The organism is Pseudomonas fluorescens (assembly GCF_040448305.1).
Taxonomy (GTDB): Bacteria; Pseudomonadota; Gammaproteobacteria; order Pseudomonadales; family Pseudomonadaceae; genus Aquipseudomonas; species Aquipseudomonas fluorescens_BH.
The window spans coordinates 929,366-952,498 of sequence record NZ_CP148752.1; the positions used below are offsets into that span (position 1 = coordinate 929,366).

Here is a 23,133-nt window from a genome sequence, read left to right on the forward strand (position 1 = left end):
GAACTGTTAAATGATCTCTACCTTGCGACGTGGCCTTTTGGTACTGCTCGCGGCGCTGCCGCTGGTAGCCAACGCCGTGGCGGCGCCTTCGGCGCACGATCTGGTACAGGACACCACTAATCGGATGCTGGCCGATCTGGCGGCCAATAAAGAAAAGTACAAGCAGGATCCGCAAGACTTTTATGCGGCGCTGAACACCATCGTCGGGCCGGTTGTGGATGCCGAGGGTATTTCCAAGAGCATCATGACGGTCAAATACTCGAAGAAAGCTACGCCTGCGCAGATGAAGACCTTCGAAGAAAACTTCAAGAAGGGTCTGTTCCAGTTCTATGGCAATGCCTTGCTGGAGTACAACAACCAGGGCATCACCGTTGATCCGGCCAAAGACGAATCGGGCGACCGTACCAGTGTCGGCATGACCGTCAAGGGCAGCAGCGGCGCGATCTATCCAGTGTCCTACACGCTGGAAAAGATCAACGGCGAGTGGAAACTGCGTAACGTCATCATCAACGGCATCAACATCGGCAAGCTGTTCCGCGATCAGTTCGCCGATGCGATGCAGCGCAATGGCAACGACCTGGACAAGACCATCAATGGTTGGGCCGGGGAAGTCGCCAAGGCCAAGGAAGCCACCGACAAGAAACCAGAGCAGTCAGCCCAATGAGTGAGTCGGCAGTCCAGATGGACGAAGCAGGCGAGCTGCGACTCAGTGGCGTGCTGGATTACCGCACCGGCCCTGGCCTGCGCGAGCAGGGCAAGGCGCTGATCAAGGCCAGCAAGGCTGCGGCGCTGGTGGTCGATTGCTCGGCGGTGACCAAGTCCAGCAGTGTTGGTTTGTCGTTGTTGCTGTGCTTTATCCGCGATGCGCAGGCGGCCGGCAAGGCCCTGAGCATCCACGGGATGCCGGAAGACATGCGTGAAATCGCTCAGGTCAGCGAGATGACCGAGCTGTTGGCGCACCCCTGACACGCATCTATAAAAAAGCCCCCCGTCCGAGTCCTGCTTGGCGGGGTTCGCAGGCGCGGGGCTTTTTTGTATGATGTCCGACCCGCGCGCACAGGGCGCCGATTGAGGTTGAGCATGCAGGCCGTAGAAGTGAAGAGCTTCCTAGAAGGAAAGCTGCCCGGAACGAAAGTAGAAGTCGAGGGCGAAGGCTGCAATTTCCAGCTGAACGTGATTAGCGATGAACTGGCGGCGTTGAGCCCGGTGAAGCGTCAGCAGCAGATCTATGCCCATTTGAACCCGTGGATCACCGATGGCAGCATCCATGCGGTCACTATGAAATTTTTCAGCAGCGCGGCCTGGGCCGAGCGCACCTGAGCCCAAGGGCGTCGAGATTCTTATGGATAAATTGATTATTACTGGCGGTGCTCGTCTTGACGGCGAAATCCGCATCTCCGGGGCAAAGAACTCTGCCCTGCCGATCCTGGCTGCCACCTTGCTGTGCGATGGCCCGGTGACCGTGGCCAACCTGCCGCACCTGCACGACATCACCACCATGATCGAGCTGTTCGGCCGCATGGGCATTGAGCCGGTGATCGACGAGAAACTCGCCGTCGAAATCGACCCGCGCACCATCAAGACCCTGGTCGCACCGTACGAACTGGTTAAAACCATGCGTGCGTCGATTCTGGTACTGGGCCCGATGGTTGCCCGTTTCGGTGAAGCCGAAGTCGCCTTGCCTGGCGGTTGCGCCATCGGTTCGCGTCCGGTTGACCTGCACATCCGTGGCCTGGAAGCCATGGGCGCAGTCATCGACGTCGAAGGCGGCTACATCAAGGCCAAGGCGCCTGAAGGCGGCCTGCGCGGTGCGCACTTCTTCTTCGACACCGTCAGTGTGACCGGTACCGAAAACATCATGATGGCCGCAGCGCTGGCCAAAGGCCGCAGCGTCCTGGCTAACGCCGCGCGCGAGCCTGAAGTGGTCGACCTGGCGAACTTCCTGAACGCCATGGGTGCCAAGGTTTCCGGCGCCGGTACCGACACCATCACCATCGATGGCGTCGAGCGTCTGCACACCACCACTTACAAAGTGATGCCAGACCGTATCGAAACCGGTACCTACCTGGTTGCCGCTGCCGTGACCGGCGGCCGCGTGAAGGTCAAGGACACCGATCCGACCATCCTCGAAGCCGTTCTGGAAAAGCTCCGTGAGTCCGGTGCCGAAATTACCTGCGGCGAAGACTGGATCGAGCTGAACATGCACGGTAAGCGTCCGAAAGCTGTCAACGTGCGGACCGCTCCGTACCCGGCGTTCCCGACTGACATGCAGGCGCAGTTCATCTCCCTCAACGCCATTGCCGAAGGCACCGGTGCTGTGATCGAGACGATCTTCGAAAACCGCTTCATGCACGTCTACGAGCTGCACCGCATGGGCGCCAAGATCCAGGTCGAAGGCAATACCGCCATCGTTACCGGCACCGAAAAACTCAAGGGCGCGCCAGTGATGGCGACCGACCTGCGTGCTTCGGCCAGCCTGGTGATCTCGGCGCTGATCGCCGAAGGCGACACCCTGATCGACCGCATCTACCACATAGACCGTGGCTACGAGTGCATCGAAGAAAAACTGCAGATGCTGGGCGCCAAGATCCGCCGCGTTCCGGGCTAGTTGTTACAGATGGGGCACAGGGACGTGCCCATTGGTTTTGTTTCAAGTCGAGCCGGTTTCCGGCTCGATGTGTGTCCGGCGCCATTTGCGACCGGGCATGAGTACCTTGATAAGGACTGACGTTTCCCATGTTGACCATCGCACTGTCCAAGGGCCGCATCCTTGACGACACCCTGCCGCTTCTGGCTGAAGCGGGCATCGTGCCGACCGAGAATCCGGACAAGAGCCGCAAGCTGATCATTCCCACGACCCAGGAAGATGTACGCCTGCTGATCGTGCGTGCCACCGATGTGCCGACCTATGTCGAACATGGTGCCGCCGACCTCGGTGTTGCCGGTAAAGATGTGCTGATGGAATATGGCGGCCAGGGCCTGTACGAGCCACTGGACCTGCAAATTGCCCAGTGCAAGTTGATGACTGCCGGCAAGGTTGGCGCGGTCGAGCCCAAGGGTCGCCTGCGCATCGCCACCAAGTTCGTCAACGTTGCCAAGCGTTACTACGCTGAGCAGGGTCGTCAGGTCGACATCATCAAGCTGTACGGCTCGATGGAGCTGGCACCGCTGATCGGCCTTGCCGACAAGATCATCGACGTGGTCGACACCGGTAACACACTGCGGGCCAACGGCCTGGAGCCACAGGATTTCATTGCTGCCATCAGCTCCCGGCTGATCGTCAACAAAGCTTCGATGAAGATGCAGCACGCCCGTATCCAGGCGTTGATCGACACCCTGCGCAAGGCAGTGGAGTCTCGACACCGCGGCTGATTCACCCGCGCGACGTTAAGTCGCGCCCGTCTATCCGCCTCATAGCCAGAATTCTCAGGTGCCCAAGCGGAAACGACTGCTAAGTTAGGGCGCCTGAGTTTTTGCCATTCCTATGAGGCTCTCGCTATGACCGCACCGACTGCAATTCGCCGACTCAACGCTGCTGACCCGGATTTCGCGCATCATCTGGATCATCTGCTGAGCTGGGAAAGTGTGTCTGACGACTCGGTCAATCAGCGGGTGCTGGACATCATCAAGGCCGTGCGTGAGCGTGGCGACGCGGCACTGGTGGACTTTACCCGGCAGTTCGACGGCCTGGACGTGAAGTCCATGGCCGACCTGATCCTGCCGCGCGAGCGTCTGGAGCTGGCGCTCACCCGCATCTCCGTGCCTCAGCGCGAAGCCCTGGAAGTCGCCGCCGCCCGTGTGCGCAGCTACCACGAAAAACAGAAGCAGGACTCCTGGAGCTACACCGAGGCCGACGGCACCGTGCTGGGCCAGAAAGTCACGCCGCTGGACCGCGCCGGCCTGTACGTACCGGGCGGCAAGGCGTCGTACCCGTCGTCGGTGTTGATGAACGCGATTCCGGCCAAGGTCGCCGGCGTCACCGAAGTGGTCATGGTGGTGCCGACCCCGCGCGGTGAAATCAACGAACTTGTGCTGGCTGCTGCCTGCATCGCCGGCGTCGACCGTGTGTTCACCATCGGTGGCGCTCAAGCCGTTGCTGCATTGGCTTACGGCACCGAAAGCGTGCCGAAGGTCGATAAAGTGGTCGGCCCGGGCAACATCTATGTCGCCACCGCCAAGCGCCACGTGTTTGGCCAGGTTGGTATCGACATGATCGCCGGGCCCTCCGAGATCCTCGTGGTGTGCGACGGCCAGACCGATCCGGACTGGATCGCCATGGACCTGTTCTCCCAGGCCGAGCACGACGAAGACGCCCAGGCGATTCTGGTCTGCCCCGACGCCGAGTTCCTCGACAAGGTCGCCGCCAGCATCGCCAAGCTGATGCCGACCATGGAGCGCGCCGCGATCATCGAGACCTCGATCAATGGCCGTGGTGCACTGATCAAGGTGCGTGACATGGAGCAAGCCATCGAAGTGGCCAACCGCATCGCGCCGGAGCACCTCGAATTGTCCGTTGCCGATCCACAAGCCTGGCTGCCGCAAATCCGCCACGCCGGTGCGATCTTCATGGGGCGTCACACCTCCGAAGCCCTGGGCGACTATTGCGCAGGCCCGAACCACGTGTTGCCGACTTCCGGCACTGCCCGGTTCTCCTCGCCACTGGGTGTGTACGACTTCCAGAAACGCTCGTCGATCATTTTCTGTTCCGAACAGGGTGCTTCCGAGTTGGGCAAAACCGCTTCCGTGCTGGCCCGTGGCGAGTCGCTGACCGCCCATGCCCGCAGCGCCGAATACCGCATCGTTGACGACAAGCAGGTGAAATGAACATGAGTAAATTCTGGAGCCCGTTCGTCAAGGATCTGGTGCCTTACGTGCCGGGCGAACAACCCAAGCTGACCAAACTGGTCAAGCTAAACACCAACGAAAACCCGTACGGCCCATCGCCAAAAGCCCTCGCGGCGATGCAAACCGAACTCAATGACAATCTGCGTCTGTACCCGGACCCGAACAGCGACCTGCTCAAGCAAGCCGTTGCCAGGTACTACGGCGTGCAAGGCAATCAGGTGTTCCTCGGCAACGGTTCCGATGAAGTGCTGGCGCACATCTTCCACGGTTTGTTGCAACACGATCAGCCGCTGCTGTTCCCGGACATCAGCTACAGCTTCTACCCGGTCTACTGCGGGTTGTACGGCATCAAGTTCGACGCGGTGCCGCTGGACGAGCAGTTCCAGATCAACCCGGCGGACTACGCCAAACCGAACGGCGGGATCATCTTCCCTAACCCGAATGCGCCGACCGGTTGCCTGTTGGCGCTGGAAGCGGTGGAGCAGATTCTCAAGGCCAGCCCGGATTCGGTGGTGGTGGTCGACGAAGCCTACATCGATTTCGGCGGCGAGACGGCAATCTCCCTGGTCGATCGTTATCCAAACCTGCTGGTGACCCAGACCCTGTCCAAGTCCCGTTCCCTGGCCGGTCTGCGGGTAGGCCTGGCGGTCGGCCATCCCGACCTGATCGAGGCGCTGGAGCGGATCAAGAACAGCTTCAACTCCTATCCGCTGGATCGCATGGCGAATGTCGGCGCTGCCGCCGCGTTCGACGATCGCGAGTATTTCGACAAGACCTGCCGGTTGGTGATCGAGAATCGCGAGAAGGTCGTTGCACAGCTAGAGGAGAAGGGTTTTGAAGTGCTGCCATCGGCGGCGAACTTCATTTTCGCCCGTCACCCCCGGCACGATGCGGCGGGGCTTGCGGCGAAGCTGCGCGAGCAAGGCGTGATCGTTCGGCACTTCAAGCAGGAGCGGATTGCCCAGTTCCTGCGGATCTCCATCGGCACGCCAGAGCAGAACCAGGCGCTGATCGACGGCCTCGGCGACCTCTAAACCACCCTCAAAACCTGTGGGAGCGAGCCTGCTCGCGATAAGGCCATAACACTCAACATCTTTGTTGACTGTTAAATCGCCATCGCGAGCAGGCTCGCTCCCACATTGGTTTTGGCTACAGCTTACTTTTCTTCTGCGTCCTTGACCGGAGCCGGCGGTGGACGCAGGCCGACTTCTGCCGTCAGCTTGAGCTCCTTGCCGTTGCGCATCACCTGGATCGCGACCTTGTCGGTCGGCTTGATCCGCGCCACCTGATTCATCGAGCGACGGCCATCACCGGCCGGTTCGCCATCGATGGCAAGAATCACATCACCCAGTTGCAGGCCGGCCTTCTGTGCCGGACCATCGCGGAAAATCCCCGCCACGACAATGCCAGGGCGCCCGGACAAGCCGAACGACTCGGCCAGCTCCTGGGTCAGCGGCTGCACTTCGATACCCAGCCAGCCACGAATCACCTGGCCGTGCTCGATGATCGACTTCATCACTTCCATCGCCAGCTTCACCGGGATCGCGAAACCAATGCCCTGGGAGCCCCCGGACTTGGAAAAGATCGCCGTGTTGATGCCGGTCAGGTTGCCGATGGCATCCACCAGCGCACCGCCTGAGTTGCCCGGGTTGATCGCCGCATCGGTCTGGATGAAGTCTTCGTAGTTGTTCAGGCCCAGTTGGTTGCGCCCGGTGGCGCTGATGATGCCCATGGTCACGGTCTGGCCGACGCCGAACGGGTTGCCGATGGCCAGCGCGACGTCGCCGATGCGGATGTTGTCGGAGCGCCCCACGGTGATCGATGGCAGGTTCTTCAGGTCGATTTTCAGAACCGCGAGGTCAGTCTCCGGGTCGCTGCCGATCACCCGCGCCAGGGTTTCCCGGCCGTCCTTGAGCGCTACCACGATCTGGTCGGCGCCGCTGGTCACGTGGTTGTTGGTCAGGATGTAGCCTTCCGGGCTCATGATCACGCCGGAACCGAGGCTCGACTCCATGCGTTTCTGCTTGGGCGAATTGTCGCCGAAGAAGCGACGGAACTGCGGATCTTCGAACAACGGATGATTGGGTTTGTTGATGACTTTGGTGGTGTACAGGTTCACCACCGACGGCGCCGCGGTGGATACCGCTTCGGCATAAGACACCGGGCCCTGCTGCATGCTGGTGGTTTGTGGCGCTTGTTGCAGATTCACGTCGAGGCTCGGGAGCCCGACCCACTGCGGGTAACGCTGGATTATCAAAAGAGCGACAAGCACGCCGGCCAACAGCGGCCAGCCGGAAAAACGCAGCGCCTTGAGCATTAAGCAGTTCCTGAGAGAGTTGCAGGCGGTATGAGACCGCTCATAATGACGCGCATTATACGAGGCCGCACGCGCCTCTGAACGGGATATTTAGGAGTCTTTCATGGCCGTCGCCCTGAGCACCCTGGTCGAAGAAGCCGACCGTTACCTCAACAGCGCCAAAATCGCCGATTACTGCCCCAACGGCTTGCAAGTCGAAGGCCGTCCGCAAGTGATGCGCATTGTCAGTGGTGTCACCGCCAGCCAGGCCTTGCTCGATGCGGCCGTGGAGGCCAGTGCCGACCTGGTGCTGGTGCATCATGGCTACTTCTGGAAAGGCGAGAACCCGTGCATCACCGGCATGAAACAGCGCCGCTTGAAGACCCTGCTCAAGCACGATATCAGCCTGTTGTCCTATCACCTGCCGCTGGACCTGCACCCGGACGTCGGCAATAACGTGCAGCTCGCGCGGCAACTCGACATCACCGTCGAAGGTCCGCTGGACCCGGACAATCTGAAGATCGTCGGCCTGGTCGGCTCGCTGAATGAGCCGATGATGCCCCGGGATTTCGCCCGCCGCGTCCAGGAAGTGATGGGGCGTGAGCCGCTGTTGATCGAAGGCAGCGCCATGGTCCGCCGTATCGGCTGGTGCACCGGTGGTGGCCAGGGTTACATCGATCAGGCCATTCTGGCCGGCGTCGATCTGTACCTCAGCGGCGAGGCTTCCGAGCAAACCTTCCACAGCGCCCGGGAAAACGACATCAGCTTCATTGCCGCCGGTCACCATGCGACCGAGCGCTACGGCGTTCAGGCGCTGGGGGATTATCTGGCGCGGCGCTTTGCGTTGGAACACATCTTCATCGATTGTCCGAATCCGATCTGAAACGCCATCCCTGTAGGAGCGAGCCTGCTCGCGATGAACCCGAGAACACCGCGGGGTGTCAGGCTCCCAGCGTTATCGTTGACGACCATCGCGAGCAGGCTCGCTCCTACAGGGGGTGCGTTTGGCCCAAACGCGGGGGCATATTCATATGCTCTTTCGATCTAGTTGGCGTCCTGATTAGAAGAGGTCGCTGTGCTAGGATCCCCGCTCGAACACGGCCCGCTGGCCGTTCATAAGAAAGTTTTCGTGAGTAGCCATGGTCGACAAACTGACGCATCTGAAACAGCTGGAGGCGGAAAGCATCCACATCATCCGCGAGGTGGCCGCCGAGTTCGATAACCCGGTGATGCTGTACTCCATCGGTAAAGATTCCGCCGTGATGCTGCATCTGGCACGCAAGGCGTTCTTCCCGGGCAAGCTGCCGTTTCCGGTGATGCACGTCGACACTCGCTGGAAATTCAAGGAGATGTACAGCTTCCGCGACAAGATGGTCGCCGAGCTGGGCCTCGACCTGATCACCCACGTCAACCCGGACGGCGTGGCGCAGGACATCAACCCGTTCACCCACGGCAGCGCCAAGCACACCGACATCATGAAGACCGAGGGCCTGAAGCAGGCACTCGACAAGTATGGTTTCGACGCAGCATTCGGCGGCGCCCGTCGCGATGAAGAGAAATCCCGCGCGAAAGAGCGTGTGTACTCGTTCCGCGACAGCAAGCACCGCTGGGATCCGAAAAACCAGCGCCCCGAACTGTGGAACGTCTACAACGGCAAGGTCAACAAGGGCGAGTCGATCCGCGTCTTCCCACTGTCGAACTGGACCGAGCTGGACATCTGGCAGTACATCTACCTTGAAGGCATCCCGATCGTTCCGCTGTACTTCGCCGCCGAGCGTGAAGTCATCGAGAAGAACGGCACGCTGATCATGATCGACGACGAGCGCATCCTCGAGCACCTGAGCGATGAAGACAAAGCGCGCATCGTCAAAAAGAAAGTGCGTTTCCGTACCCTTGGTTGCTACCCGTTGACGGGCGCGGTGGAGTCCGAGGCCGAAAGCCTCACGGACATCATTCAGGAAATGCTCCTGACGCGAACTTCCGAGCGCCAGGGCCGTGTCATCGACCACGATGGCGCAGGCTCGATGGAAGACAAAAAACGTCAGGGTTATTTCTAAGGGGTTGTCATGTCGCACGTATCTGATTTGATCAGCGAGGACATCCTCGCCTACCTGGGCCAGCACGAACGTAAAGAGCTGCTGCGCTTTCTGACCTGCGGTAACGTCGACGACGGCAAGAGCACCCTGATCGGGCGCCTGCTGCACGACTCCAAGATGATCTACGAAGATCACCTGGAAGCCATTACCCGCGACTCGAAAAAAGTCGGCACCACCGGTGAAGACATCGACCTGGCGCTGCTGGTCGACGGCCTGCAGGCCGAGCGTGAGCAAGGCATCACCATCGATGTTGCGTACCGCTACTTCTCTACCGCCAAGCGCAAATTCATCATCGCCGACACCCCTGGCCATGAGCAGTACACCCGCAACATGGCCACCGGTGCTTCCACCTGTGACTTGGCGATCATCCTGGTCGACGCCCGTTACGGCGTGCAGACCCAGACCCGTCGCCACAGCTTCATCGCCTCGCTGCTGGGCATCAAGCACATCGTTGTGGCCATCAACAAGATGGACCTCAAGGACTTCGACCAGGGCGTGTTCGAGTCGATCAAGGCCGATTACCTGCAGTTCGCCGAAGGCTTGAAGATGAAGCCCACCACGATGCACTTCGTGCCGATGTCGGCTTTGAAGGGCGACAACGTGGTGAACAAGTCCGAGCGTTCGCCGTGGTACACCGGCCAGTCGCTGATGGAAATCCTCGAGACCGTGGAAGTGGCGGGCGATCGCAACTTCACCGACCTGCGTTTCCCGGTGCAGTACGTCAACCGTCCGAACCTGAACTTCCGTGGCTTCGCCGGTACGCTGGCCAGCGGCATCGTCAAGAAAGGCGACGAAGTCGTGGTGCTGCCGTCGGGCAAGAGCAGCCGCGTGAAATCCATCGTCACCTTCGAAGGTGAACTGGAGCACGCAGGTCCTGGTCAGGCAGTCACGCTGACCATGGAAGACGAAATCGATATCTCCCGTGGCGATCTGTTGGTTCACGCCGACAACGTGCCGCCGGTGACCGACAGCTTCGAAGCCATGCTGGTGTGGATGGCTGAAGAGCCGATGCTGCCGGGCAAGAAATACGACATCAAACGCGCCACCAGTTACGTGCCGGGCTCCATCGCCAGCATCGTCAACAAGGTCGACGTGAACACCCTGGAAGAAGGTCCGGCCAGCGCGTTGCAACTGAACGAAATCGGCAAGGTCAAGATCGCGCTCGATGCGCCGATTGCCCTCGACGGTTACGACAGCAACCGCACCACCGGCGCCTTCATCATCATCGACCGCTTGACCAACGGCACCGTTGGCGCGGGCATGATCGTCGCCCAGCCGTTGGCCCATGGCACCAGCACGCACCACGGCAAACTGGCCCACGTCGCCACCGAAGAACGCGCGCAGCGCTTCGGCCAGCAACCGGCCACCGTGTTGTTCAGCGGCCTGTCGGGCGCGGGCAAAAGCACCCTGGCGTATGCGGTTGAACGCAAGTTGTTCGACCTTGGCCGTGCGGTGTTCGTACTCGATGGCCAGAACCTGCGTCACGACCTGAACAAAGGTCTGCCACAGGATCGCGCCGGGCGTACCGAGAACTGGCGTCGTGCCGCGCACGTTGCGCGTCAGTTCAACGAAGCCGGTCTGCTGACCCTCGCAGCGTTCGTTGCCCCGAGTGCTGAAGGTCGTGAACAGGCCCGGGAACTGATCGGCAAGGAGCGTCTGCTGACGGTCTACGTCCAGGCTTCGCCGACAGTCTGCGCCGAGCGTGATCCGCAAGGCCTGTACGCGGCGGCCGGGGATAACATCCCGGGCGAGTCCTTCCCATACGACGTGCCGCTGGATGCCGATCTGGTGATCGACACCCAGTCCGTTTCGCTGGAGGAAAGCGTCAAGCAAGTGCTGGGTCTGCTGCGTGAGCGTGGTGCGATCTAAGCTTTAGCCGCAAATGAAAAACCCGCCGATGAGTGATCATCGGCGGGTTTTTTTGTGTTCTTGAAAACGCCTTCGCTGGCACCTCAATACTTCGCTGGATACTCGCGATGCATCTGCGCAAGCAACGCATCCTTGTCTTGCCACAGCTGATTGATCCAACCCTGAAATTGCAGGCGGTATTCACCGTCCTGGTCGTAATTCTTGCCGATGAACTGCAGCGGAATGTTCAGTTGCTGAAAATGCGCCACCACGTCTTTCACGTATCCACATAGCAGATCCCAGAACCAGGAAGCCTCTGAAAATCTAAAGTCAGAAGGAATAGTCAGAATCCTTGACCGGAAATGGACTACAAGAAAGTCGGAAGTTATGAAGTTTTATTGTTTTGTGAATGAGAATAGTGTTTGCAACAGGGTAGATGTGTTTTTGCGCAGGTTGTATCAAGTCGAGCAATTGCAAGGAAGTCGGTGGTTGCTTAAAAAGTAAGCCTTCGCTTGAGGATCAAGGTGTGCGAAATAAAATTTTTCCAGTTCCGGTTGGTTATGTTTCTAGTGCTTTTGAGATCATTTTCTGTGTAATTGTTCTGTTGTTGTATCTTGTTTTTTCTCTTTATATTTATAGTAGGTTGATAGAAGTTCCTCCGGTTCCTGATAAGTTAGTTATGAAAGATGCTTTTGTATATAGGGGGCATTCGCAAGCTTCAAAGACAACATCTTTTTTGTATCTGAGGGTTGGAGCTGATGACGCTGCTTACAAATATATAATTGAGGCTTCGAATCGTGATGTTATGTACACGGACTTTGATAAGCCAAGAAGGTTGTGGGTGGCAGTAGATGCTGACCAAAGTAAAAAATTTGTTTGGGGAGTATATGATGAAGATTATGGGTTGTTGATAAGTCGTCAAGATATATTGCGCTGGGCTAGCTCAGTTAATATCGATAATTACTTTGTGCTTTCTTTGTTGTTTATTTCATCGTTGTATTTCCTTTATATTGTTTTTTTGACTGGTGTTTGGAATAGATGTGCAGCGAAAAGGATGGCTTGTGAAAATAAATAAGATTGATGATGAGATATTTGTAATTGACGATTTTTTAACTCAAGGGGAAGAGGAATGCATAAATGTTCAACTCAAGGGCGCCGTTTGGAGATACAACTGGCCAAATTATGAGGAGCTTCCATTTGTTAGGCCTTGTTGGCATGTTTTTATTGCGGGTAAAGGTCGGCCGGATCGGAAATCATGTTTAGACGAATTAGGCAGAAGTGAATCTTGGCGTTTTCTTGTCGGCTTCTGGGAAAGGTTATCAATATTACATGATTTCAAAATCACGTTATTAGGTGTTTATGCAAATGGGCAAACATTTGGGCAAGACACGATCATACATCGGGATAACAAGACGCATCCAGGGATGACAGTGATCGTGTTTTGTAATGAGCACTGGCCAACGTCCTGGGGAGGTGAGCTCGTATTCTACGATGACAAAAAAGAAAAAATTATTAAATCAGTACTTCCAAAATCGCGGCGTGTGGTGATTTTTGATGGACGAGTTCCACATGCGGCGAGATCGCCTTCAGTAAAGTGTGATCAGGTAAGGATGACGCTTGCGTTCAAAACTGTGATTAAGGAGTAATATATGGCCGGGAAAGCTGAAATATTTGTAGCTGTCGTCAATGATGGTGTAACTATTGGCTCGGGGGCGACTGCAGTATCAGATCAGTTTTTAGTCAACGGAACTGGGATGGTGTTGCTGAATCAGTCGGTGCAAACCGGTGCTGTGATAGCGAGTGTTACGTCGGTGACAAAATTAGCAGGTCCTTATGTTCCGATTGTAAATATGCCGGTCAATATGGTCGCCGGCACGATAACTTTTCTAAAAATAGGGGTCGACTTCAGAGATGGACGCGAAATTAAGGCGGGTGACGTTGTCAGTCTAGTTGGTAATGTTGCAGGGGTGATTGCAACCATGGCTGTTTTGCTAGCTGCGCCATTTTCGGTTGTTGCTACCTTAAGTGTTGTAGCTATCGGCACCGGTATATATTCGATTTATAATTCAGAAGTGGTTGGTGCTATTGCGACAAATGCAAAAAATTTCTTCAGCGATAAAGGGTTGGAAAGCTACCTTGACTATGTATGTGCGCCGGATATGCAAATTGTCCACAAAAACACTTTGAGGGATGTCTACGGCAATCAGATGCTTTCCTGTAATTGGATATCTGAAACCGGAGAGCTACAGCCCTCAGCGGTACCTGTTTTCGATGAAAATATTGGCGGTGGAGGGGTATATATACCAATATCTCCTGTTTTACCGGCTCCTCCTCCTGATGTTATCCCAGTTGTAACTATCGGGCCGCTTGAGATTAATGATGGCTCTGATGACAGCGGTGATGAGTATGGATGCTGTACTGGGGGAAGTGATGGTTATGTGTAGCGAAACCCATATATAAGTTGTCTGTTCCTGATTTTTGTCTTCAGATTTTCAGTAAAAACCAACTGGATATTCGACAGTCTTAAGCGACAAGCCCGAGTCAGGCTGAACTTAAGAGTGCGCTGGTGTGTGGGTAATCGTCAGCTTCATCGCTTGGAACTGAGCTCCGTTTCGCTGGAAGAAGGCGTGAAGCAAGTGCTGGGTCTGCTGCGTGAGCGTGGTGCGATCTAAGCCTTAGCCGAAAAATGAAAAACCCGCCGATGAGCGATCATCGGCGGGTTTTTTATTGAGATTTACTCGATCACTGTGGGAGCTAGCCTGCTAGCGATTGCGGTGATTCAGTCAACAGATCTGCTGAATGTGAATCCGCGATCGCCAGCAGGCTGGCTCCCACAGGAGGTCAGTGTCGGTTCGGGAATTCCCGATGCATCTGTTCCAGCAACGCATCCTTGTCTTGCCACAACTGGTTGATCCAGCCCTGAAACTGCAGGCGGTATTCGCCATCCTGGTCATAGTTCTTGCCAATGAATTGCGGCGGAATCTTCAGCTCTTCGAAGTGCACCACCACGTCCGCCACATTCCCGCACAGCAAATCCCAGAAGCCCGGACGCCCGGCGGGGTAGTGGATGGTCACGTTGACCAGGGATTCAAGCTGCTCGCCCATCGCATCCAGCACAAAGGCAATGCCGCCTGCCTTGGCCTTGAGCAAGTACTTGAAGGGTGACTGCTGTTGCTTGTGCTTGCCCTCGGTGAAGCGCGTGCCTTCGACGAAGTTGAAAATACCCACCGGGTTGTCGCGAAATTTCGCACAGGTCTTGCGGGTGGTTTCCAGGTCCTTGCCTTTCTTCTCCGGATGCTTTTCCAGATAGGCCTTGGAGTAGCGCTTCATGAACGGAAAGCCCAGCGCCCACCAGGCCAGACCGATCACCGGGACCCAGATCAGCTCCTGCTTGAGAAAGAACTTCAACGGCTGAATGCGCCGGTTGAGCACGTATTGCAGCACCAGGATGTCGACCCAGCTCTGGTGGTTGCTGGTGATCAGGTACGAATGCTGATAGTCGAGGCCTTGCAGGCCGCTGATGCGCCAGCGCGTGCGGCGTACCAGGTTCATCCAGCCTTTGTTGATGCTGATCCAGGCTTCGTGGGTATGGCTCATCAGCCAGCCCGAGAGGCGCTGGGTGAAGGCGAACGGCAATACCTTGACGAGCGCCACGCAGAACAGGAACGAGCAGAGCAAAATCGTGTTCAGCGTCAACAGCAGCGAGGCGATCACGCCTCGCAGCGGAGCAGGTAGGAAGTCCAGCATTTACACATCCATAGGTCGGTTGGCAGCTTGAATCGCGGTCAACGCGATGGTGTAGACGATGTCATCGACCTGCGCGCCGCGCGGCAAATCGTTCACCGGTTTGCGCAGCCCTTGCAGCATCGGCCCGAGGCTGACGCAGTCGGCGCTGCGCTGTACGGCTTTGTGCGTGGTATTGCCGGTGTTGAGGTCGGGGAACACGTACACCGTGGCACGACCGGCCACCTGACTGTTCGGCGCCAGTTGCCGGGCCACGCTTTCGTTGGCGGCGGCGTCGTACTGCAAGGGGCCGTCGATCAGCAGTGAGTGCTGTTGTTCGTGCGCGAGCAACGTCGCCTCGCGGACCTTCTCGACCTCTTCGCCGCTGTCCGACTCGCCGCTGGAGTAGCTGATCATCGCCACCCGTGGCGTGATGCCGAATGCGGCGGCCGAATCAGCGCTTTGCAGGGCGATCTCGGCCAGTTCGCTGGCGCTTGGGTGCGGGTTCATCACGCAGTCGCCGTAGACCAGTACCTCTTCCGGGAACAGCATGAAGAACACCGACGACACCAGGGTGCAGCCCGGCGCGGTTTTGATCAGTTGCAGAGCAGGGCGGATGGTGTTGGCGGTGGTGTTGATCACGCCCGACACGAGGCCGTCGACTTCATCCAGGGCCAGCATCATGGTGCCGATCACCACGGTGTCTTCCAGTTGTTGCTCGGCCATCGGCGCGTTGAGGCTTTTGCTTTTGCGCAGCGCGACCATTGGCTCGACGTAGCGCTCGCGGATCAAGTCCGGGTCGATGATTTCCAGGCCTGGCGGCAGCTCGATGCCTTGGGCGCGGGCGACGGCTTGCACGTCCTCGGGCTTGGCCAGCAACACACAGCGAGCGATGCCGCGGGCCTGGCAGATCGCGGCAGCCTGCACGGTCAGCGGCTCGCTGCCTTCGGGCAGCACGATGCGCTTGTTGGCCGCCTGGGCGCGCTGGATCAATTGATAGCGGAACACCGCTGGCGACAGGCGCATTTCCCGTGGCGTACCGCAGCGCTGGTGCAGCCAGTTGGCATCGAGATGGCCGGCGATGAAATCGGTGATGATTTCGGCGCGCTCGCGGTCGTCGATGGGGATTTCCTTGTTCAGGCCATTGAGCAGGTTGGCGGTGTCATAGGAGCCGGTACTCACCGACAGCACCGGCAACCCGGCCTGCAGGGCGCCGCGGCACAGGTCCATGATGCGTGGGTCGGGCAGGGTGTCGCTGGTTAGCAGCAGGCCAGCCAGCGGCACGCCGTTCAGGGCCGCGAGGCTGACGGCGAGGATGATGTCGTCGCGATCGCCGGGGGTCACCACCAGCACGCCGGGCTTGAGCAACTCCACGGTGTTGCGCATGGTGCGGGCGCAAATGATGATCTTGGTCATGCGCCGGGTTTCGTAATCACCGGCGTTGAGCACTTGCGCGCCCATCAGGTCGGCGACGTCGCGGGTGCGCGGGGCGTTCAGTTCCGGCTGGAACGGAATGCAGCCGAGCAAGCGGAAATCACCACTGCGCAGCAACGGCGAATGTTCCTTCAGGCGCGTGGCGAAGGCCTCCATGCTCTCCTCGGTCTTGACCTTGTTGAGGATCACGCCGAGGACTTTCGGGTCTTTCGGGCCACCGAACAATTGCGCCTGCAACTCGACGCGACCTGAGAGTTCGGTCAGCACTTCGTTTTCCGGTGCCGAGACCAGGATCACCTCGGCGTCGAGGCTCTTGGCCAGGTGCAGGTTGACCCGCGCGGCATAACTGGCGCTGCGGGTCGGCACCATGCCTTCGACGATCAGCACGTCCTTGCCGACGGCCGCCTGCTGATAAAGGGCGATGATTTCTTCGAGCAACTCATCGAGCTGACCGTCGCCGAGCATGCGCTCGACATGGGCCAGGCCCAAGGGCTGGGGCGGTTTCAAGCCGTGGGTACGCGCCACCAGTTCGGTGGAACGTTCCGGGCCCGTATCGCCCGGGTGCGGCTGGGCAATCGGCTTGAAAAAACCGACCTTGAGCCCGGCGCGCTCAAGGGTACGCACCAGCCCGAGGCTGATGGAGGTCAGACCCACACCAAAATCGGTGGGCGCGATAAAAAAAGTTTGCATGCGGATTCTCTAAAGGTGCATTGCAAAGGCGATGACCTATAGCTGGTCGTCTACCGAAATTCAGTCGCCAAGGTTATCGCTAACCGAGCCTTGTGCGCACCAACCACAATCAAAGGGTTGGCCTATTTTTTCCTGGCGCTGCGCAGGGTCCATGACCCAGGCACGTGATTGCCATGGCGGTTGGTGCCGCAGGTGTTGGGTGTGGCCGCAGGAAAGCTCGGCCACCCAGTGGCCGTCCTCGTCCTGGTGGAAGCCTGTGATCGTCGAATCCCGTCTGTCCGGGTTGTGTTCGCTTTCGGACGATTGCTTCGCTAAACTTGGCCTTTCAATCTTCTTATGCAAAAGGTCTCGCCCCATGCTGATCGCCGCCAATAAGGCTGTCTCCATCGACTATACCCTGACCAACGACGCTGGTGAGGTCATCGACAGCTCCGCCGGCGGCGCGCCGCTGGTCTACCTGCAAGGCGCAGGCAACATCATCCCGGGCCTGGAAAAGGCTCTGGAAGGCAAGACTGTCGGCGACGAGCTGACCGTAGCCGTTGAACCGGAAGACGCTTACGGCGAATACGCTGCCGAACTGGTCAGCACACTGAGCCGCAGCATGTTCGAAGGCGTCGACGAGCTGGAAGTGGGCATGCAGTTCCACGCTTCCGCTCCGGACGGCCAGATGCAGATCGTGACCATCCGTGATCTGGACGGCGACGACGTCACCGTTGACGGCAACCACCCGTTGGCCGGTCAGCGCCTGAATTTCCAGGTCAAGATCATCGACATCCGTGACGCCAGCCAGGAAGAAATCGCTCATGGTCACGTCCATGGCGAAGGTGGCCATCACCACTGATTTCTGCGCTAAGCTCAGATAACTGGAGAGGCGCCCTGTGGGCGCCTTTTTAGTCTGCGGCTGTCCCTGACGACACCGCCAAGTGGCTGTTTCGAGAAGAACACGGGAATCTGGAGTACGCCATGAGTGCTTTTCACGACCTTAAATTGACAGCCCTGGATGGACAGGAGCTACCTCTGGCGCCTTTCAAGGGCCAAGTCGTACTGGTGGTCAACGTCGCCTCCAAATGCGGCTTGACCCCGCAGTACGCGGCGCTGGAAAACCTCTATCAGCAATACAAGGGCAAAGGCTTCAGCGTGCTGGGCTTGCCGTGCAACCAGTTTGCCGGGCAGGAACCGGGGACCGAACAAGAGATCAAGGACTTCTGCAGCCTCAACTATGGCGTGACCTTTCCGTTGTCCAGCAAACTGGAAGTCAACGGGCATGACCGTCATCAGTTGTACCGCTTGCTGGCGGGCGAGGGCGCGGAATTTCCCGGCGACATCACCTGGAACTTCGAGAAGTTCCTGCTGGGCAAGGACGGCCGTGTACTGGCTCGGTTCTCGCCGCGTACGGCGCCGGATGATCCGACCATCGTTCACGCGATTGAAAAAGCGCTGAGCTGATATCTCCCCCTGTAGGAGCGAGCCTGCTCGCGATGGTCGCCAACGATAACGCTGTAAGCCTGATACGGCGCGGCATTCTCTGGCTCATCGCGAGCAAGCTCGCTCCTACAGTATTTCGTACCTTTTAGTTCTTAATCACCAAAATCAATAATGCTGTTCAATGCGGTGGACTCTCCATATTATCGCCGTCATAAAATTACTTCCCGTGGAGCGTCCCATGCCCGTCAAAGCCCTGTTCAAACCGTTCCACCTCGGCACCCTCGAACTGCCGACCCGCGTCGTCATGGCGCCGATGACCCGCTCCTTTTCCCCGGGCGGCGTGCCTAATTCCAAAGTGATCGAATACTACCGTCGTCGCGCCGCTGCGGGCGTCGGCCTGATCATCACCGAAGGCACCACCGTCGGTCACAAGGCGTCCAACGGCTATCCGAACGTTCCGCATTTCTACGGTGAAGCGGCCCTGGCCGGCTGGAAGAAAGTCGTCGACGCCGTTCACGCCGAAGGCGGCAAGATCGTTCCGCAGTTGTGGCATGTGGGCAGCGTGCGCCGTATTGGCACCGAGCCGGACGCCAGCGTGCCGGGTTATGGCCCGTCGGAAAAAGTGAAGGAAGGTCAGGTCGTGGTGCATGGCATGACCAAACAAGACATCCAGGACGTAATCGCCGCGTTCGCCCAGGCCGCCAAGGATGCCCAGAGCATCGGCATGGACGGCGTGGAAATCCACGGTGCCCACGGTTATCTGGTGGACCAGTTCTTCTGGGAAGGCAGCAACCAGCGTACCGACGAATACGGCGGCAGCCTGGCCAACCGTTCGCGCTTCGCCATTGAATTGATTCAGGCCGTGCGAGCCGCGGTCGGTGAAGGTTTCCCGATCATTTTCCGTTTCTCCCAGTGGAAGCAACAGGACTACACCGCGCGTCTGGTGCAAACCCCGGAAGCCTTGGGCGAGTTCCTCAAGCCGTTGGCCGACGCGGGCGTGGATATTTTCCACTGCTCGACCCGCCGCTTCTGGGAGCCGGAGTTCGACGGTTCCGAGCTGAACCTGGCCGGCTGGACCCGCCAACTCACTGGCAAACCGACCATCACCGTGGGCAGCGTCGGCCTGGACGGCGAGTTCCTGCAATTCATGGTCAACACCGACAAGGTCGCGCAACCGGCCAGCCTGGAAAAACTGCTGGAGCGCCTGAACAACGATGAGTTCGACCTGGTGGCGGTCGGCCGTGCCTTGCTGGTGGACCCGGACTGGGCGCAGAAAGTGCGCGACGGCCGTGAGGAAGACATTCTGCCGTTCAGCCGTGAGGCGTTGATGACGTTGGTTTAAGCGGCGACTGGACTGACGCTATCGCGAGCAGGCTCGCTCCCACACTGGATCTGTGCATGACATGGATCCCTTGTGGGAGCGAGCCTGCTCGCGATGGCGGACTTCAAATCACCAAAAACTCAGGGAGCAATCGGTGCATTTGGCACCACCATCTCCCCGGCACACGCCCCGCGCAACTGCCCTTCGAACTGCTCGATAATCGCCGCCCAACCCTGGCGACTGGCGTGCTGGCGCGCATTGAGCCTCACATTGCGCAAGGCTTCCCTTTCCTCCAGCAGCCATGCTGCTGCATCACAGAACGCTTCTTCGTCCCCCGGCATCGCCAGTACGCCGTTGTAGCCATGACGAATATGCTGGGCGGCTGCCGCCTGGTCGTAGGCGACCACGCCGAGCCCCGAAGCGAGTGCTTCAAGCACCACATTGCCGAAGGTTTCAGTCAGGCTCGGAAACAGAAACACGTCGCCCGAGGCATAGTGACACGCCAGGGCTTCACCCCGTTGGGTGCCGCAGAAAATCGCCTCGGGCATATCGTTTTCCAGTTCCTGGCGCTGCGGGCCATCGCCGACCACGATCAGTTTCAGCGTGCGCTGGGGATAACTCGCCTTGAGGGTATTGAAGGTGCGCTTGAGCAGGCCGAGATTCTTTTCCGGAGCCAGGCGGCCGACATGAATGACGGCGATGTCTGCCTCGGCCAGTCCCCATTGCTCGCGCAGGGCATTCAAGCGTTTGGCCGGGTGAAACAATTCGCTGTCGACCCCTCGGGACAGCAACGCTAGTCGCTCGAACTGACGTCGCTCCAGTTCCAGGCGCTGGCTGATGCTGGGCACCAGGGTCATGGTCGAACGGTTATGGAACCAGCGCAGGTAGTGAGTCAGCAGGCGCGTGAGCAAACCAAACCCGTACTGGTTGGAGTACTGCTGGAAATTGGTGTGGAAGCCGCTGACCACGGAAATCCCCAATCGCCGTGCCGCACGCAACGCAGAGAGACCCAGTGGGCCCTCGGTGGCGATGTAGAGCACATCCGGGCGGTGACGCGTCCAGCGCCGCAGCAGTTTGTGCATCGACGACTGACCCCATTGCAGGCCGGGATAGCCCGGTAGTGGCCAGCCGCGGCACAGCAGCAATTCATCGTCGCTGCCCAGCTGCTGGTCGCAGCTCTGACGCGGTCGCACCAGTTCCACTTGATGCCCGCGCGCGCGCAAACCGTCGCACAAGCGACCAAGGGTATTGGCCACGCCGTTGATTTCCGGTGGGAAGGTTTCGGTGATCAGGGTGATATGCAGAGCTGTCGTCATGACCCCAGTGTCGACCGGGGCCATGTCGTCAGTGTGACGTCAGGATGATGGATTTGTGACTTAGCGCTGGGTCACCAGGTTCTCCGCGCCCCGCTCGCGCACCCAGAACAGCGTCGCCCCGGCCACCGCCGCCGGCATCATCAGGATGTTCACCACCGGGATCAGCAGCACCAGGTACACGCTGCCGCCGAAGCTCATGCTCTGCCAGCGCTTCTGCCGCAGCCAGGCGAGCATCTCGTTCCAGCCCAGCTTGTGGTTGTCCGCCGGGTAGTCGATGTACTGGATCGCCATCATCCACACCCCGAACAACAGCCACAGCGGTGCGGCGATGATGTTCACCACCGGGATGAACGAGAGGATGAACAGCCCGATGGCCCGGGGCAGAAAGTAGCCGAGCTTGCGCATCTCCCGGGCCAGGGTGCGCGGGATCATGGCAATCAGCTCGCCCCAGCTGAAGGCCGGGAAGTCATCGGTGCCGCGCACCACCACTTCGACTTTCTCCGCGAGGAAGCCGTTGAACGGCGCGGCAATGACGTTGGCGAGCATGGTGAAGCTGAAGAACACCATCAACACCACCAGTACCACGAACAGCGGCCAGAGGATGTAGTTGAGAAAACTCAGCCAGTCGGGCAGGGACGGCATCAAGGTGTCGACCCACAGGCTGAATTGATGGCCGGCCAGGTAGATCAATCCGACGAACAGCACCAGGTTGATTGCCAGCGGCAACAGCACAAACAAACGCAGGCTGGGGCTCAGCACCAGCTTGAGGCCTTCGCGCAGGTATTGCGGGCCGGACAGAACAGGGGCGGGCATAAGAGGCTCCAAGCAGAGGGAAAACGCGCCGACCTTACCGGCTTTGCTTCACAGGCGAAAGCGCGGTGGCGGTATCGACATTCACTGTAACAAAGACGTCGATATCGTCGGTCAGATGGCATAGAGACCACCTATGAGCTGGATTGTTAAACCGTATTTCCTTAATCTTCGCCCCCTCGATACGCTGCACCCAATCTTTTTACAGGACGGTCGGGTTCAAGCCTTCCCCAAGTGCTTTCAACCGTTCTTTTTTATTCCAGCCGGCAATCCGGCGTTCCGCGCCAGGTATTCCGGGCCGGTCAACAGGAGCAGGTCATGTCTGAAGTCCGTCATTCGCGAGTGATTATTCTCGGTTCCGGCCCTGCCGGTTACAGCGCTGCGGTCTATGCCGCCCGTGCCAACCTCAAGCCACTGCTGATCACCGGCATGCAGGCCGGCGGTCAACTGACCACCACCACCGAAGTCGACAACTGGCCGGGTGACGTCCACGGCCTGACCGGCCCGGCGCTGATGGAGCGGATGCGCGAGCACGCCGAGCGCTTTGAAACCGAGATCGTGTTCGATCACATCAATGCCGTCGACTTCGCTGCCAAGCCGTACACCCTGACCGGCGACAGCGCGACTTACACCTGCGATGCCCTGATCATCGCCACCGGCGCCAGCGCTCGTTACCTGGGCCTGCCGTCCGAAGAAACGTTCATGGGCAAAGGCGTTTCGGCCTGCGCGACCTGCGACGGTTTCTTCTATCGCAACAAGCCTGTGGCTGTGGTCGGCGGCGGCAACACCGCTGTTGAAGAAGCCCTGTACCTGGCCAACATCGCCAGCAAGGTGACCCTGATCCACCGTCGCGAAACCTTCCGCGCCGAGAAGATCCTGATCGACAAGCTGAACGCCCGTGTTGCCGAAGGCAAGATCGAGCTGAAACTGAACGCGACCCTGGACGAAGTGCTGGGCGACAACATGGGCGTGACCGGTGCCCGCCTGAAGAACAACGACGGCAGCTTCGACGAAGTGAAAGTCGACGGCGTGTTCATCGCCATCGGCCACACCCCGAACACTTCGTTGTTCGAAGGCCAACTGACCCTGAAAGACGGCTACCTGGTTGTGCAGGGCGGCCGTGAAGGCAACGCCACTGCCACCAACCTCGAAGGTATCTTCGCCGCCGGTGACGTGGCTGACCACGTGTACCGTCAGGCCATCACCTCCGCTGGCGCCGGTTGCATGGCGGCACTGGATGCCGAGCGTTACCTCGACGATCTGCAGAACGCTTGATTCTGCTTTCGTCGAAATGAAAAACCGGCTTCGGCCGGTTTTTTGTGCACACCA

The 23,133-nt window shown here is 58.7% G+C and carries 23 protein-coding genes and 1 pseudogene; 17 read left to right on the forward strand and 7 right to left on the reverse strand.

Translation table 11 applies throughout. From position 1 onward, the window contains the following. The first annotated feature begins 10 nt into the window (after positions 1 to 10). The 7 genes from WHX55_RS04115 (at position 11) to hisC (ending at position 5,879) form a co-directional block, all read left to right on the forward strand. Complete coding sequence (locus WHX55_RS04115; RefSeq protein WP_150727424.1) at positions 11 to 664, forward strand: ABC transporter substrate-binding protein; 654 nt, start codon at positions 11 to 13, stop codon at positions 662 to 664. Next, positions 661 to 966 (forward strand): STAS domain-containing protein, encoded by a 306-nt coding sequence (locus tag WHX55_RS04120; protein ID WP_150727423.1) that lies wholly within the window; start codon positions 661 to 663, stop codon positions 964 to 966. The genes WHX55_RS04115 and WHX55_RS04120 overlap by 4 nt, the downstream gene beginning before the upstream one ends. A gap of 114 nt (positions 967 to 1,080) precedes the next feature. After that, complete coding sequence (locus WHX55_RS04125) at positions 1,081 to 1,320, forward strand: BolA family protein (RefSeq protein ID WP_008054378.1); 240 nt, start codon at positions 1,081 to 1,083, stop codon at positions 1,318 to 1,320. Between the two features lie 22 nt (positions 1,321 to 1,342). Next, the gene (gene murA, locus WHX55_RS04130; protein WP_102702535.1) at positions 1,343 to 2,608 is read left to right on the forward strand and encodes a UDP-N-acetylglucosamine 1-carboxyvinyltransferase; all 1,266 of its coding nucleotides are present in this window, start codon (positions 1,343 to 1,345) and stop codon (positions 2,606 to 2,608) included. 128 nt (positions 2,609 to 2,736) lie between these two features. After that, positions 2,737 to 3,372, forward strand: coding sequence for an ATP phosphoribosyltransferase (gene hisG / locus WHX55_RS04135; RefSeq protein ID WP_008018703.1), 636 nt, complete (start codon positions 2,737 to 2,739; stop codon positions 3,370 to 3,372). A 126-nt stretch (positions 3,373 to 3,498) separates the two neighbouring features. Then, positions 3,499 to 4,824 (forward strand): histidinol dehydrogenase, encoded by a 1,326-nt coding sequence (gene hisD / locus WHX55_RS04140; RefSeq protein ID WP_150754382.1) that lies wholly within the window; start codon positions 3,499 to 3,501, stop codon positions 4,822 to 4,824. 2 nt (positions 4,825 to 4,826) lie between these two features. Beyond that, positions 4,827 to 5,879: a histidinol-phosphate transaminase gene (gene hisC / locus WHX55_RS04145; RefSeq protein ID WP_150758018.1), complete on the forward strand. Its 1,053-nt coding sequence runs from the start codon at positions 4,827 to 4,829 to the stop codon at positions 5,877 to 5,879. A 122-nt stretch (positions 5,880 to 6,001) separates the two neighbouring features. Here hisC and algW read toward each other — a convergent pair whose 3' ends face one another. Then, positions 6,002 to 7,162 (reverse strand): Do family serine endopeptidase AlgW, encoded by a 1,161-nt coding sequence (gene algW / locus WHX55_RS04150; protein ID WP_150727419.1) that lies wholly within the window; start codon positions 7,160 to 7,162, stop codon positions 6,002 to 6,004. Positions 7,163 to 7,265: 103 nt separating this feature from the next. Between algW and WHX55_RS04155 the strand changes: the two genes are divergently transcribed. The 3 genes from WHX55_RS04155 to cysN all read left to right on the forward strand — a co-directional run bounded on the left by WHX55_RS04155 (position 7,266) and on the right by cysN (position 11,106). Continuing rightward, complete coding sequence (locus tag WHX55_RS04155; RefSeq protein ID WP_150727418.1) at positions 7,266 to 8,024, forward strand: Nif3-like dinuclear metal center hexameric protein; 759 nt, start codon at positions 7,266 to 7,268, stop codon at positions 8,022 to 8,024. Between the two features lie 256 nt (positions 8,025 to 8,280). Beyond that, complete coding sequence (gene cysD, locus WHX55_RS04160) at positions 8,281 to 9,198, forward strand: sulfate adenylyltransferase subunit CysD (RefSeq protein WP_008046199.1); 918 nt, start codon at positions 8,281 to 8,283, stop codon at positions 9,196 to 9,198. A 9-nt stretch (positions 9,199 to 9,207) separates the two neighbouring features. Further along, positions 9,208 to 11,106 (forward strand): sulfate adenylyltransferase subunit CysN, encoded by a 1,899-nt coding sequence (gene cysN, locus WHX55_RS04165; protein ID WP_150754386.1) that lies wholly within the window; start codon positions 9,208 to 9,210, stop codon positions 11,104 to 11,106. Between the two features lie 83 nt (positions 11,107 to 11,189). On the opposite strand, the pseudogene WHX55_RS04170 reads toward cysN, so the two are convergent. Beyond that, positions 11,190 to 11,390 (reverse strand): annotated as a pseudogene (locus WHX55_RS04170) (acyltransferase); the annotation flags it as partial. A 221-nt stretch (positions 11,391 to 11,611) separates the two neighbouring features. Between WHX55_RS04170 and WHX55_RS04175 the strand changes: the two are divergent. Genes WHX55_RS04175 through WHX55_RS04185 form a run of 3 tightly spaced genes read left to right on the forward strand, consistent with a single transcriptional unit; the run spans position 11,612 to position 13,529 of the window. Further along, entirely contained in the window at positions 11,612 to 12,160 is a 549-nt protein-coding gene (locus tag WHX55_RS04175) for a hypothetical protein (protein WP_150758017.1), read from the forward strand. Next, positions 12,147 to 12,731 (forward strand): 2OG-Fe(II) oxygenase, encoded by a 585-nt coding sequence (locus WHX55_RS04180; RefSeq protein ID WP_150754388.1) that lies wholly within the window; start codon positions 12,147 to 12,149, stop codon positions 12,729 to 12,731. The genes WHX55_RS04175 and WHX55_RS04180 overlap by 14 nt, the downstream gene beginning before the upstream one ends. A 3-nt stretch (positions 12,732 to 12,734) precedes the next feature. Beyond that, positions 12,735 to 13,529, forward strand: coding sequence for a hypothetical protein (locus WHX55_RS04185; RefSeq protein ID WP_150754389.1), 795 nt, complete (start codon positions 12,735 to 12,737; stop codon positions 13,527 to 13,529). A 397-nt stretch (positions 13,530 to 13,926) separates the two neighbouring features. Here WHX55_RS04185 and WHX55_RS04190 read toward each other — a convergent pair whose 3' ends face one another. The 3 genes from WHX55_RS04190 to WHX55_RS04200 are packed head-to-tail and all read right to left on the reverse strand — an operon-like array spanning position 13,927 to position 17,319. After that, the gene (locus WHX55_RS04190) at positions 13,927 to 14,832 is read right to left on the reverse strand and encodes an acyltransferase (protein WP_150754390.1); all 906 of its coding nucleotides are present in this window, start codon (positions 14,830 to 14,832) and stop codon (positions 13,927 to 13,929) included. Then, entirely contained in the window at positions 14,833 to 16,932 is a 2,100-nt protein-coding gene (pta, locus tag WHX55_RS04195; RefSeq protein WP_150754391.1) for a phosphate acetyltransferase, read from the reverse strand. Positions 16,933 to 16,992: 60 nt separating this feature from the next. Beyond that, the gene (locus tag WHX55_RS04200) at positions 16,993 to 17,319 is read right to left on the reverse strand and encodes a DUF3565 domain-containing protein (RefSeq protein WP_150754392.1); all 327 of its coding nucleotides are present in this window, start codon (positions 17,317 to 17,319) and stop codon (positions 16,993 to 16,995) included. Here WHX55_RS04200 and WHX55_RS04205 point away from each other — a divergent pair. The 3 genes from WHX55_RS04205 to WHX55_RS04215 all read left to right on the forward strand — a co-directional run bounded on the left by WHX55_RS04205 (position 17,288) and on the right by WHX55_RS04215 (position 19,699). Beyond that, a complete protein-coding gene (locus WHX55_RS04205; protein ID WP_008150718.1) occupies positions 17,288 to 17,773 on the forward strand; it encodes a peptidylprolyl isomerase in 486 nt (161 codons plus the stop codon). The genes WHX55_RS04200 and WHX55_RS04205 overlap by 32 nt on opposite strands. 122 nt (positions 17,774 to 17,895) lie before the next feature. Then, complete coding sequence (locus tag WHX55_RS04210; RefSeq protein ID WP_008046206.1) at positions 17,896 to 18,378, forward strand: glutathione peroxidase; 483 nt, start codon at positions 17,896 to 17,898, stop codon at positions 18,376 to 18,378. A gap of 217 nt (positions 18,379 to 18,595) precedes the next feature. After that, positions 18,596 to 19,699, forward strand: coding sequence for an NADH:flavin oxidoreductase (locus WHX55_RS04215; protein ID WP_150727413.1), 1,104 nt, complete (start codon positions 18,596 to 18,598; stop codon positions 19,697 to 19,699). A gap of 119 nt (positions 19,700 to 19,818) precedes the next feature. Here WHX55_RS04215 and WHX55_RS04220 read toward each other — a convergent pair whose 3' ends face one another. Beyond that, positions 19,819 to 21,018: a glycosyltransferase family 1 protein gene (locus WHX55_RS04220; protein WP_353742109.1), complete on the reverse strand. Its 1,200-nt coding sequence runs from the start codon at positions 21,016 to 21,018 to the stop codon at positions 19,819 to 19,821. Positions 21,019 to 21,054: 36 nt separating this feature from the next. Next, on the reverse strand, positions 21,055 to 21,807 hold the full coding sequence (gene cysZ, locus WHX55_RS04225) for a sulfate transporter CysZ (protein WP_150727411.1): 753 nt from the start codon (positions 21,805 to 21,807) through the stop codon (positions 21,055 to 21,057). Between the two features lie 315 nt (positions 21,808 to 22,122). Here cysZ and trxB point away from each other — a divergent pair, with 315 nt between their 5' ends. Next, positions 22,123 to 23,079, forward strand: a complete 957-nt coding sequence (trxB, locus tag WHX55_RS04230) for a thioredoxin-disulfide reductase (RefSeq protein ID WP_150727410.1) — start codon at positions 22,123 to 22,125, stop codon at positions 23,077 to 23,079. The last annotated feature ends 54 nt before the right edge of the window (positions 23,080 to 23,133 follow it).